The sequence below is a fragment of the Bacteroides hominis genome (genome assembly GCF_033042785.2).
In the GTDB taxonomy this organism is placed as follows: domain Bacteria; phylum Bacteroidota; class Bacteroidia; order Bacteroidales; family Bacteroidaceae; genus Bacteroides; species Bacteroides hominis.
This window is the reverse complement of sequence record NZ_CP178829.1, coordinates 120,434-133,286: the sequence shown is the minus strand read 5'-3', so window position 1 is coordinate 133,286 and position 12,853 is coordinate 120,434. Positions and strand designations below refer to the sequence as shown.

At 43.6% G+C, this 12,853-nt stretch carries 11 protein-coding genes and 1 pseudogene; 11 read left to right on the top strand and 1 reads right to left on the bottom strand.

The window, feature by feature from the left end:
* Nucleotides 1-14 precede the first annotated feature (14 nt).
* The 5 genes and pseudogenes from R3O62_RS00610 to R3O62_RS00590 all read left to right on the top strand — a co-directional run bounded on the left by R3O62_RS00610 (nt 15) and on the right by R3O62_RS00590 (nt 4,870).
* Entirely contained in the window at nt 15-1,145 is a 1,131-nt protein-coding gene (locus R3O62_RS00610; RefSeq protein ID WP_186993733.1) for a DegT/DnrJ/EryC1/StrS family aminotransferase, read from the top strand.
* Nucleotides 1,146-1,166: 21 nt separating this feature from the next.
* Nucleotides 1,167-1,594, top strand: a pseudogene (locus tag R3O62_RS00605) (N-acetylmuramidase family protein).
* A gap of 321 nt (nt 1,595-1,915) precedes the next feature.
* Nucleotides 1,916-2,395, top strand: coding sequence for an HU family DNA-binding protein (locus R3O62_RS00600; RefSeq protein ID WP_032541833.1), 480 nt, complete (start codon nt 1,916-1,918; stop codon nt 2,393-2,395).
* Nucleotides 2,396-2,420: 25 nt separating this feature from the next.
* Complete coding sequence (locus R3O62_RS00595) at nt 2,421-2,513, top strand: smalltalk protein (protein ID WP_005781518.1); 93 nt, start codon at nt 2,421-2,423, stop codon at nt 2,511-2,513.
* A gap of 287 nt (nt 2,514-2,800) precedes the next feature.
* Nucleotides 2,801-4,870: an LruC domain-containing protein gene (locus R3O62_RS00590; RefSeq protein ID WP_269109939.1), complete on the top strand. Its 2,070-nt coding sequence runs from the start codon at nt 2,801-2,803 to the stop codon at nt 4,868-4,870.
* A 47-nt stretch (nt 4,871-4,917) separates the two neighbouring features.
* Here the strand turns inward: R3O62_RS00590 and R3O62_RS00585 are convergent, their stop codons facing one another.
* The gene (locus R3O62_RS00585) at nt 4,918-5,352 is read right to left on the bottom strand and encodes an acyl-CoA thioesterase (protein ID WP_005781514.1); all 435 of its coding nucleotides are present in this window, start codon (nt 5,350-5,352) and stop codon (nt 4,918-4,920) included.
* A gap of 79 nt (nt 5,353-5,431) precedes the next feature.
* Here R3O62_RS00585 and R3O62_RS00580 point away from each other — a divergent pair, with 79 nt between their 5' ends.
* The 6 genes from R3O62_RS00580 to R3O62_RS00555 all read left to right on the top strand — a co-directional run bounded on the left by R3O62_RS00580 (nt 5,432) and on the right by R3O62_RS00555 (nt 12,832).
* A complete protein-coding gene (locus R3O62_RS00580; protein ID WP_005781511.1) occupies nt 5,432-5,995 on the top strand; it encodes an L-threonylcarbamoyladenylate synthase in 564 nt (187 codons plus the stop codon).
* Nucleotides 5,995-7,785, top strand: coding sequence for a chloride channel protein (locus tag R3O62_RS00575; RefSeq protein ID WP_005781508.1), 1,791 nt, complete (start codon nt 5,995-5,997; stop codon nt 7,783-7,785). Before R3O62_RS00580 ends, R3O62_RS00575 begins: the two co-directional genes overlap by 1 nt.
* Nucleotides 7,786-7,829: 44 nt before the next feature.
* Entirely contained in the window at nt 7,830-8,804 is a 975-nt protein-coding gene (gene fmt / locus R3O62_RS00570) for a methionyl-tRNA formyltransferase (protein WP_269109938.1), read from the top strand.
* Nucleotides 8,805-8,990: 186 nt separating this feature from the next.
* Nucleotides 8,991-9,641 (top strand): ribulose-phosphate 3-epimerase, encoded by a 651-nt coding sequence (gene rpe / locus R3O62_RS00565; protein WP_005781503.1) that lies wholly within the window; start codon nt 8,991-8,993, stop codon nt 9,639-9,641.
* A 9-nt stretch (nt 9,642-9,650) separates the two neighbouring features.
* Entirely contained in the window at nt 9,651-11,750 is a 2,100-nt protein-coding gene (locus tag R3O62_RS00560) for a ComEC/Rec2 family competence protein (RefSeq protein WP_317473055.1), read from the top strand.
* A gap of 50 nt (nt 11,751-11,800) precedes the next feature.
* On the top strand, nt 11,801-12,832 hold the full coding sequence (locus R3O62_RS00555) for a DHH family phosphoesterase (RefSeq protein ID WP_005781501.1): 1,032 nt from the start codon (nt 11,801-11,803) through the stop codon (nt 12,830-12,832).
* Nucleotides 12,833-12,853 lie beyond the last annotated feature (21 nt).

The window sequence follows — 12,853 nt, the reverse complement described above, 5'->3', positions numbered from 1 at the left end:
CATTATAAATAGTTATGAATAAGCGAATCTGGCTTTCGCTTGCTCACATGGGTGGCCGTGAGCAAGACTTTATAAAAGAGGCCTTTGATACGAACTGGGTTGTCCCTTTGGGGCCTAACGTGGATGCTTTTGAGCAATCTTTGGCCGAATACTTGCATGAAGACCGCCATGTGGTGGCCTTGAGTGCTGGAACGGCTGCACTTCACTTGGGCTTGATTCTTCTGGATGTAAAACCCGGTGATGAAGTGATTTGCCAAAGCTTTACTTTTGCCGCCTCTGCCAATCCGATTTCTTATCTGGAGGCCAAACCTGTTTTTGTGGACAGTGAGAAGGATACCTGGAATATGGATCCGGTATTGCTCGAGGAGGCTATAAAGGACCGTTTGCGCAAGACGGGTAAGCTTCCGAAAGCGATTATTCCGGTTCACCTTTATGGCATGCCTGCTAAGATGGACGAGATCATGGAGATTGCCGGTCGTTATGGGATTCCGGTTCTGGAAGATGCTGCCGAGGCGTTGGGTTCGGAATTGAACGGACAGAAGTGTGGCACTTTTGGCGAACTGGCAGCGCTTTCTTTCAATGGGAATAAGATGATTACCACTTCCGGTGGAGGTGCTCTGATTTGTCGCACGGAGGAAGAGGCCCGGCAAACAAAGTTCTACGCTACGCAGGCTCGTGATGTCGCTCCACATTATCAGCATACCCACATCGGTTACAACTATCGGATGAGTAATATTTGTGCGGGTATCGGTCGTGGGCAGATGTTTGTCCTCGATGAACATGTTGCCCGAAGACGGGCTATACATACTCTTTATACGGAGCTGCTTAAGGACGTTCCCGGTATAACGGTTCTTCAAAACCCTGATGGGAGGTTTGATTCAAATTTCTGGTTAACTTGTATCCTGGTTGATCCGAGTGTTGCCGGTAAGACTCGTGAAGACATTCGTTTGAAATTGGATGCTGAGAATATAGAGACTCGTCCGTTATGGAAGCCTATGCATCTTCAGCCTGTATTTGTAGATGCTCCATTCTATGGAAACGGTACGAGTGAACACTTATTTGATATCGGCCTTTGTCTGCCTTCGGGACCGACATTGACGGATGAAGATATCAAGAGAGTAGTAGATACGATCAGAATGGTATAAATCAAATAAATTTAATTACTCATGGAAAACTTAACAGAGAATGATTTTCAGCGTGTGGCAGATTGGCTTGGCGTTAAAGTGGCAGTGGTAAAAGCCGTAAAGACAGTTGAAACCGGTGGTCGTGGGGGCTTTGTGGCTCCGGGGCGACCGATGATCTTATTCGAAGGACACATCTTTTGGCGTGAACTCCATGGGGAATGTTTCAGGTGATGGGCTTTAACTATGTGATGTGCGGGTATGGCTGTGTAGATGAAATGGTGAAAGATATGTGTACCGGAGAAGATAAGCAACTGGAGGCATTTGCGAGGTTTGTTAAACTTGCTGAGTTACGGCCCAATCTGGAGCGGAAAGACTGGACCGGTTTTGCCAAAAGATATAATGGTTCCGGATATGCTCAGAATCAGTACGATAAAAAATTAGAAGAGGCTTATCGGAGATTAGCGAAGTAGAAAAGAGATATACCCGGTTTTCGGGTATAGATTTTTGTTTCGTCCCCAGCTTTATACTATATCGGGTATAAACCTGGGGACATTCCGTTAAACGGATATAATATGAATAATCGAACAATGGCAGAGTATGTGAAGTAGATGTATGAGAAAGAATTAAGTAATAACTCTGATAATGTGATGATTATAACTTGTTCTGTATAACTTGATCCGGACGCCTCATTTTCCTTTGTCATCTTCCTGCAAATGTGCACCTTTGCAATGTTGATCAACGCAATGTGAATAAAATCAGTGGTAATAACATTAAAAAAGGAGATTAGGAATATGGCATTATTTTATAAAGCAGTAAAATCGACTATGGCAACTAAGGCCGGTGATAAGAAATGGCACTTGAACTTGGTGAAGGTAGGTAAAGTGGTATCTACTCAGCAATTGGCTGAAATGATTGCGGAAAAGTCGTCGTTGACTCCGGGTGATGTGCATAATGTGGTTCGGAACTTGATGACAGCGATGCGTAGTGCACTGCTGGACAGTAAGACGGTACGTCTGGACGGATTGGGTACTTTTACGATGAAAGCGCGTACACGGGGAAGGGGAGTGGACAAAGAGGAAGAGGTGAATCCGAATCAGGTGGCAGCCCTTCTTTGTCATTTTACTCCTGAATATACTCGTCCTGCGGCTATCGGTACTACTCGGGCTTTGTTTCAGGGTGTTGAGTTTCAGAAGGCGAGTGGGATCGGTGCTTCGGGCAATAATGGTTCCGGAGGTGGTGATGGAGACATAGTAGATGATCCGACTGCGTAGTTGCATTTTTAATAGGATGAAAAAGATGAAGAAAAATAATTGGAACGTTATTTTGAAAGTGATTATTGCTGTAGCAAGTGCTATTGCCGGGGTGATCGGAGGGCAGGGATTGCTTTGATAGGCGGCTGACAGCTTCGGTTGGAATGATAAATGCCGGTGTCCGTTTGGAAGAGTGGATGCCGGCATTTTATTATATTACCTGTAGAACCGGGAATGCAAAAGAGCATTAATAATAGGGCCTATATAGTGGTGTGAATGATATTATAAGATAAAGGAGAATAAAATCTACATTAAAATGATCAAATTTTGTAAGTTTCTGTTTTTTTTGATATTTTTGTACAGTGGAATGGATTACTGAGATTACTGATATATGGTGACCTCGCACAAACGAACAAACAGAGTCTTATGGGAAATAATGTATCATTGCTGAAGTATGCACTGCTGATAGTACTTTTTTGCACCTCATGTGTAAAAGAAAAAGATTTGTATGAACCGTCGGGTAAGAATCCTGATGATACGGAGGAACTGGATTTATCATTTAAATTCTCTTTGAGAACCGATAAGCAGATCGGTGTGATGGCTACCTCTGCGAATGAGAAGGTGGCTGAAGGCATCTTGATAGGGATTTATCCCCAACAACCTTATGAGGAGGATGGGACTATTGTCATTAAGCCTCTTTATGTTGGTTATACAGATGTGGATGGATGCATTTATGCTATTATATCTGTTCCGGTAAATGTCGATAAGGTATATATAACTTCATTGACTGCCGGTTTTCCCGGTGTGCAGGAGGTTGATGTGCAACCGGGAATGACGTGTGTCTTGTCTGCCGTACCCTTTCAAGTCAGTACCAATGCTTCTACTCGCATGGCTGTTGCCCGGGGCGGGGCAGAGTTGGCGATTCCTGTCAGCCAGAAGCTAAGCAATCTTTATGAACTGTATAGTCCATATGCGGATGCAGAAGTTGGGAAAGACGGCATCCCGCTTTTAAATGCTTCGCCGCTTGTTTCAAAAGAAGAATTGTCACCTAAATTTTTAAACCGGGTGAATAGTTGGTATCCGGAACAGAAGAATGTACAGGATGTGGATCTGAATAAGAGTTCGGATCTGGTGGTTACTGACGAACTGGGAGCAGAAGTGTGGGCTACATATGTTGGTGATGGGGGATTCTATGTAAATAATAGGACTGTTTACAATGTTTTGACTTACTATAGTTATAAAGAAGGGGAACTCAATAAACGCGAAGATATACAGGGACATCGTATGACCTTACTGTTGCCGAACACCCATCAGGAAAAATGTCCGTCGGGACTGAAAGTGCAATTATTATATTGGGACGGAAACAAGTATGATACAATATTTCCGAAGGGTACACGTATCGGTTTTGCCGTGGCACGTGACGGGTTAAACATGACGAATATCGCTACTGGCGGTGTAAACTCGAAGAGCGCCTATAAATTCCAGAATCAGACATTTCCTAATGCGAATGTAAACGGATTCTATTATTCTACTCCAACTTTGAATACAACTAAAAAAACAAATGCCGTGATCCGTAGCATGTCCGATTACAACTGCTGCATTATGGGGTTTGATATCCGTCCTTATGGCGATGCGAAGGCTGATTATGATTTCAATGACGTGCTGATAAAGCTTACCGCATCACCGGTATCTGCCGTTAAACCGGAAGAAGATATTCCGGTAATTGATGAATTCGCTCCTTCGGAGGCTGTTTATGGAACACTTGCTTTTGAAGACCAGTGGCCTAAGATGGGAGATTATGATTTCAATGATTTTGTGATGAATTATGCTTATGAGCTGGAGAAAGGAGATGGTAATTCTATTACTGCCGTGAAATTGACTTTCACACCAATTGCGAAGGGGGCAGCCCCGTGGACGCATATTGGGGTCGGGATTGAACTTCCGCTTTCCGAGGACATTATTGATCGGTCAAAACTGGAAGGTGCTATTATTGAGGAAGGGAATGAATGGGCCACTTTCATTGTGTGGAACGATGTAAATGTAGCTTTGGGGACTACTGAGGGATATGTGAATACGGAAGGGACGGCAACCGGAATTTCCGGGACTCCCGCTGAAATAACCGTTCGGTTGAAAACTCCTGTCAGCAATCTGCAGACTCAAAAATTTAATCCGTTTATCTTTGTCAACAGCCGTCAAAAAGAGATTCATCTGGTAGATTATAAACCGACAAAGCATGCGGATGTTTCACTTTTCAAAACAGAAAATGATCGCTCGGATCCTAAGTCCGGAGTTTACTATCGCATGGACAACCGCTATCCCTGGGCACTTGATTTCCCACGTAAAGAAGCCTCCTCACCGGCATGGAAGTATCCGAAGGAGAGAATTAATGTCATACAGGCATATCCTAATTATGAAAAATGGGTGCTTGATCAATCGAACCTTTCGTGGTTTGATGCGAGTGTGTCGGGGAACGTGAATAAGGAATTCTTATATTAAGGAGAAAATAAAATCCTCCGTAGAAAAAGGCATCTACGGAGGATTATTTATTTTTTCTTTCTTAAGTCTCTTCCTTCAAATCGGCAAATTGCCTCTATCCACTCTTCGGTCAGTGGCTTGGATTGATGTTTCTCCAAGTCGAATGTCACCATGACCGAGCGACAAATACATTTCACTTCCATTGTTTCGGTATCGATAACCCGTTGCATCAGATGAAAACTTTTGGTTCCGATCTCACAGACGGCGGTTTGAACGGCAATATGGTCGGATGAAAAAATCTGTGCCAGAAAGTCGGCTTCAATGTGTACTACTACAATACCATCTTTTTCCCAGTCAACCCCCGGACAAACCGAAGCAAAGTATTCTGTTTTGCCGAGGTCGTAGAATGAAAAATAGACGGTGTTGTTGACGTGTCCGAACTTGTCTACGTCATTGAATCGTAGTTGTATAGGTAAACTGTGATGAAATTCGATTTCTTCCATTTGTTTTCTCTTAACCTTTGTTATTATTGGGCAAAATTAGTATTTTTGCACGTTATTCTCACAAGAAATAGATCAAGAAATGATAGAAGACATTAAAAAAGCTTGTCAAGTGATGAGCGAAGGCGGGGTGATTCTCTATCCCACCGATACGGTTTGGGGAATTGGCTGCGATGCTACCAATGAAGACGCTGTGCGCCGGGTGTATGAGATAAAACAACGTGCTGACAGCAAGGCGATGTTGGTATTGGTGGATTCGCCGGTGAAGGTCGAATTTTATGTGCAGGATGTCCCTTCGATTGCTTGGGATTTGATGGAAGTTGCCGATAAACCATTGACTATCATTTATTCCGGTGCTCGTAATTTAGCTTCAAATCTGCTTGCCGAAGACGGTAGCGTAGGCATCCGGGTGACGAACGAAGCATTCTCCCGTCGTTTGTGCCAGCAGTTTCGTAAGGCTATTGTTTCGACATCTGCCAATATCAGTGGACAGCCGGGAGCTGCCAATTTCAATGAAATCAGCGAAGAAATAAAATCGTCGGTAGACTACATTGTCAATTTCCGGCAGGATGATATGAGTCGTCCTAAACCATCGAGTATCATTAAGCTGGATAAAGGTGGAGTGATTAAGATTATTCGCGAATAATGGAAAAAGAAAAGATAAGTTTATTACAGCGCTTTATTATTTGGCGCGAGAATAAGATTAAAGAAAAGCAGTTTATTCTCATTTTAAGTTTTCTGGTAGGTATTTTTACAGCTATTGCTGCATTGATCCTGAAGTTCTTCATTCATACGATACAGAACTTTCTCACAGATAATTTTAATACGACAGAGGCCAACTACCTTTATCTGGTCTATCCGGTAGTCGGTATTTTCCTTGCCGGATGGTTTGTGCGCAATATCGTAAAGGATGATATCAGTCATGGGGTTACGAAGATCCTTTATGCAATTTCACGTCGTCAAGGACGTATCAAACGCCATAATATCTGGTCGTCGACCATTGCCAGTGCCATTACCATCGGCTTCGGCGGATCGGTAGGAGCCGAGGCCCCTATTGTACTTACCGGATCGGCTATCGGATCGAATCTGGGAAGTATGTTCAAGATGGAACACCGTACGTTGATGTTGCTGGTGGGATGTGGTGCTGCCGGTGCCATTGGAGGTATTTTCAAAGCGCCGATAGCGGGATTGGTATTCACTTTGGAAGTATTGATGATTGATCTTACCATGTCATCCTTGTTGCCGTTGTTAATCTCGGCTGTTACGGCTGCTACTGTTTCGTATATTACAACCGGGCAAGAGGCTATGTTTAAATTTCATTTGGATCAGCCTTTTGAGTTGGAACGTATTCCTTATGTGATTCTTTTAGGTATCTTTTGCGGATTGGTATCACTCTATTTCACACGTGCCATGAGTTCTGTAGAAGGGGTATTTGGTAAACTGTCCAATCCGTATAAGAAGTTGGCATTGGGTGGTGTGATGTTGAGTGTACTCATCTTTCTTTTTCCGCCTCTTTACGGTGAAGGTTACGATACGATTGAATTATTGCTGAACGGTACGAGTAATGCCGATTGGGATACGGTATTGAATAACTCCTTGTTCTATGGATATGGCAATCTGCTGTTGGTTTATCTGGTATTGATTATCCTGTTGAAGGTATTTGCATCGAGTGCGACTAACGGTGGAGGCGGATGCGGTGGTATTTTTGCTCCTTCGTTGTATTTGGGATGTATTGCCGGTTTTGTTTTCTCCCACTTTAGCAATGATTTTGATTTTACTTCCACTTTACCGGAAAAGAACTTTGCTCTAATGGGAATGGCAGGAGTCATGAGTGGGGTCATGCATGCCCCGTTGACCGGTGTGTTTCTGATTGCTGAACTGACCGGTGGATATGACCTTTTTCTGCCTTTGATGATCGTTTCGGTCAGTTCTTATCTGACAATCATTGTGTTCGAACCCCACAGTATTTATTCCATGCGTCTGGCCAAGAAAGGACAGTTGCTGACCCATCATAAGGATAAGGCTGTACTGACATTGATGAAAGTGGAAAATGTAGTCGAAACAGACTTTGTCTGTGTACGTCCGGAAATGGATTTGGGTGAATTGGTAAAGGCTATTTCGACCTCCCATCGTAATATGTTTCCTGTGACAGACAAGGATGGAATTCTATTAGGTGTCGTGCTGCTGGATGATATCCGGAACATCATGTTCCGTCAGGAACTTTATCATCGTTTTACCGTTAGTAAATTGATGACTTCTGTTCCTGCCCGTTTGTATGATACCGACAGTATGGAACAGGTGATGCAGACATTTGACGATACAAAAGCGTGGAACTTGCCGGTAGTCAACGAAGAAGGAAAGTATCTGGGATTTGTTTCAAAATCTAAAATATTTAATTCGTATCGCCAGGTATTGGTGCATTTCTCGGAAGATTGACGGGTTACAATTTCCGGAAACTTATAACTCATAGCTTTTTAAATATGAAAAAAGAAGATTTAAGAATCGTATATATGGGGACTCCTGATTTTGCAGTGGAGGCCCTGCGCTGTCTGGTGGAAGGCGGCTATAATGTAGTCGGGGTGATTACAATGCCTGATAAACCTGCCGGCCGTGGACACAAAATCCAATATTCTCCGGTAAAGCAATATGCGCTGGATCATCAGTTGCCTTTATTACAGCCGGAGAAACTGAAAGATGCAGAATTTGTTCAGGCACTTCGCGAATGGAAGGCCGATCTGCAGATTGTTGTGGCTTTTCGGATGTTGCCGGAAGTGGTATGGAACATGCCTCGTTTTGGAACTTTCAATCTTCATGCTTCTTTGCTTCCGCAGTACCGTGGGGCAGCTCCTATCAATTGGGCGGTTATCAATGGAGATACGGAGACGGGGATTACTACTTTTTTCCTGAAACATGAAATCGATACAGGTGAGGTGATCCAGCAGGTGCGCGTTCCTATTGCTGATACGGACAATGTGGAAGTGGTGCATGACAAATTGATGCAGTTGGGCGGACGGCTGGTGATAGAAACGGTAGATGCTATTCTGGAGGGAAATGTAAAGGCAATTCCCCAGGAAGAAATGGTAGTGGTCGGCGAGCTTCGTTCAGCTCCGAAAATCTTCAAAGAAACCTGTAGGATTAATTGGAATCAGCCGGTGAAACGGGTTTATGATTTTATCCGCGGGCTTTCTCCTTATCCTGCTGCGTGGAGTGAATTACTTAATCCGGAAGGTGAAGCGGTTGTAGTGAAAATCTTTGAGAGTGAGAAAGAAGAGAAAGTACATGCACTGACTCCGGGGAGCATTATTACAGATGGAAAGCACTTCCTGAAAGTAGCCGTGTCGGATGGGTTTGTAAATATCCTTTCTTTACAGTTGCCGGGTAAAAAGAGGCTGAAGACAGATGAACTTTTGCGTGGGTTTCATCTGACTGAGGCATTTAGGATGAAGGCGGAATAATTGACGGTGAGGCTCTCTATCTTATGCTTTGATAGTGTAAAGGCAACGTACTGGAAAGCAGAGTCTGTCATTTGCAATTGTGGAATTGGAATAGAAGGAAAGAATTTCTGCCAAATAAACTGTTATAGAAGAGGGAGCTCTGATGTTTTTTTGTTAATTTTGTGCTATTATTAAAATATTGATGAAATGAAACCTATTATATCCCCTTCTATCCTTTCGGCAGATTTTGCATATCTGGCAAAGGATCTTGAGATGATTAACCGTAGTGAAGCCGACTGGGTGCACATTGACATTATGGACGGAGTATTTGTTCCGAATATATCCTTTGGCTTTCCGGTGCTGAAGTATGTTGCTAAGTTGACTCAGAAACCGTTGGATGTACATTTAATGATAGTCAATCCTGAGAAGTTTATTCCTGAAGTAAAGGCATTGGGGGCGCATATTATGAATGTACATTACGAAGCATGTCCACACCTTCATCGGGTGGTGCAACAAATCCGTGAGGCCGGTATGCAGCCTGCTGTTACCATAAATCCGGCCACTCCGGTAGCTTTGTTGCAGGACATTATCCGGGATGTATACATGGTGTTGATCATGAGTGTAAATCCCGGTTTCGGAGGACAAAAGTTTATTGAGCACTCGGTAGAGAAAGTACGTGAACTTCGTGAACTGATTGAGCGTACCGGATCGAAAGCGCTGATCGAGGTAGATGGTGGAGTGAATCTGGAAACAGGTGCCCGTCTGGTGGCTGCCGGGGCGGATGCGTTGGTAGCAGGAAATGCCATTTTTGCTGCTGAGAATCCGGAAGAGACGATTCATGCCATGAAAGGGCTGTAAGGCCGGCTTGTGAGCTTCCGGTATTTACATCGATATCCATTTTTACGCCTGCTATTACCTCTGATAGCAGGCTTTCTTGTTGGTAATTATTTGTTTTTCAAGGAGGTGTATGTTCCGGATACCGTGTTGGTGGGAGTTTCTGCCGGATTATTTTTTCTGCTGCTGGCAGTCTATTTTTCACGTCGCTATTCGTTTCGGTGGATATTCGGCAGTGTTGCCTATCTACTTGTTTTTGGGGCCGGAACCGGCGGCATGAATCAGGTTTTACAACAAACTGTATATGCTTTCCCAAAACAAGAATGCGTTTATCGGGCTATCCTGACTGATCGGCCCGACGAGAAGGAACATACTTTTCTCTGTCCGGCATTTCTGACAGAAAAACAAGACTCAGTGGGAGTCGTACCGGTGAATCGGAAAGTATTGCTTTACATTTCGAAAGATTCACTCGCCGGAAGTTTACATAATGGGGACGAATTAGTATTGATGGCGCGCGTATCTCCACCTTCCAATAATGGTAATCCCGATGAATTTGATTATGCCCGTTATTTACGTTACAGAGGGATTGGAGGAGTTGCTTTTGTTGCAGAGGGAAAATGGCAGATAATCGGACACAGGATGTCCCGTTCCTTTCGGCAGATTGCATTGGACTGCCAGGACCGGATTCTGGATAAATATCGTGCTTTGAAGTTCGAACCGGATGAGTTTGCCGTACTTGCCGCGCTTACTGTTGGCTACAAAGAGGAATTAGGTGAAGATATTAGGGAGACTTATTCCGTGTCAGGGGCCAGTCATGTACTGGCACTTTCCGGACTTCATATCGGATTTTTATATATGCTGCTTCTTTTACTTCTGAAGTGGTTGCCGGGGAATGTTTGGGGGGTGAGGCTGTTTCGTGCGATAGTGATAATTACTGCATTGTGGGGATTTGCTTTCATTACAGGGCTGTCCCCTTCTGTGGTTCGTTCGGTTATTATGTTTTCATTGTTGGCTTTGTCGGTCTTATCCGGGCGTACGGGTATTTCACTTAATACGCTTGCGCTGACTGCATTTATTATGTTGGCGGTTCATCCTTTCTGGCTGTTTGATGTTGGATTTCAACTCTCTTTTTCGGCTGTTACTGCCATTCTACTGATATATCCCCGGTTGTTCAGGTTGCTTCCGATTGGTAATGGAGTATTAAAAAAAGTCTGGGCATTAATGTGTGTTTCGCTTGCTGCGCAGATAGGTACAGCCCCTTTGGTATTGTTGTATTTTTCCAGATTTTCCACCCATTTCTTATTGACTAATCTGTTGGTAATTCCACTTGTGTCGGTGATTATGTATTCAGCGGTTATTCTGCTGGTGGTCAGCCCTTTTTCTCAGCTTTATACCTGGTGTGCTGTGGCGGTGAAGTTTCTTATCGATTTACTGAATGCTGCGGTTCGTTGGGTAGAGCATCTACCGTTGGCATCTATCGATAATGTTTGGATTTATCCGGCGGAAGTTCTTGCCTTTTATCTGGCTTTGTTGGCCTGTATGCGTCATATGATGGTTCGTAGTGCGAAAAGTTTGTACCTTGTAGGTGTTTGCCTGTTGGTTACAGGTAGTCTTCATTGGGCATGGAGGATGGCTGACCGACCAGTGCAGAGCATTGTTTTCTATAATGTCCGGGGATGTCCGGTTGTACATTGCATTGAGTCTCAAGGTAAATCCTGGCTTGCCTATGCAGATAGCATTCCGGATGAAAGACGGCTTTCGCGTGCGGTAACCGGCTATTGGAACCGGTTACACCTAAATACCCCGATACCCATAACAAAAGACTATTGCTCTTCCGGCTTCTGGATGCAGGACCACCTGCTCCTGTTCGGTAATAAACGTATTTGTATGGTCAGTGATAACCGTTGGCGAAACAAAACTGCCGCTGAACCGTTAAACATAGATTATTTGTATTTGTGTAAGGGCTATACAGGACGATTGGAGTCATTGGCCCAACTGTTTCATTGCCGGGAGGTTATTCTGGATTCTTCTCTGTCCGCTTATTATAAGGGAGTGTTCAGTGAAGAATGCCGTCGGTTGGGATTGCATTTTATCTCCCTTTCCGACGAAGGTTCTGTGAGGTTTTTGCTCTAAGTACAAAGATTTATCGTATTTTTGCCAACTCATATTTATACAAACAAGTTATGCTGACTAAAGTAATTGCTCAAACCCATATTGATCATTTTACTAAATGGTTTGAACGGGCCGACAAAATAGTAATCGTATCCCATGTGTCGCCTGACGGAGATGCCATTGGCTCATCGTTGGGATTGTATCATTTTCTGGATTCTCAAGATAAAATTGTAAATGTAATTGTCCCTAATGCTTTCCCCGATTTCCTGAGATGGATGCCGGGTAGCAAGGATATTTTGCTGTATGACCGTTATAAAGAGTTTGCCGATAAGTTGATTATGGAAGCAGACGTCATCTGCTGTCTTGATTTTAATGCATTGAAGCGCATTGACGAGATGGCTGATATAGTAGCTTCCTCACCGGGACGTAAAATAATGATAGATCATCATCTTCATCCCGAAGACTTTTGTCGGATCACTGTTTCACATCCTGAAATTTCTTCTACTTCCGAATTGGTGTTTCGCCTGATTTGCCGGATGGGATATTTCAGTGACATTTCCAAAGAGGGGGCTGAATGTATTTATACTGGTATGATGACAGATACCGGAGGATTCACTTATAACTCTAATAATCGTGAGATTTATTTCATTATCAGCGAACTGCTTTCAAAAGGAATCGATAAAGATGATATCTACCGGAAAGTCTACAATACTTATTCCGAAAGCCGTTTGCGTTTGATGGGATATGTATTATCGAATATGCGGGTGTATAAAGATTATAATTCTGCGCTTATATCGCTGACCAAAGATGAACAGGGAAAATTTGATTATATCAAAGGCGATAGCGAAGGGTTTGTAAACATCCCGCTTTCGATTAAGAATGTCTGTTTCTCTTGTTTCCTCCGTGAGGATACGGAAAAGAAAATGATTAAGATTTCACTTCGTTCCGTAGGTAAGTTTCCTTGCAACCAGTTAGCTGCCGAGTTTTTCAATGGTGGTGGGCATCTCAATGCGTCAGGCGGAGAGTTTTACGGTACGATGGAAGAGGCTGTGAAAGTGTTTGAACAGGCATTGGAGAAATATAAGCCGCTTCTGAAACAATGAGGTCGCGGGTTGTCGGTTACA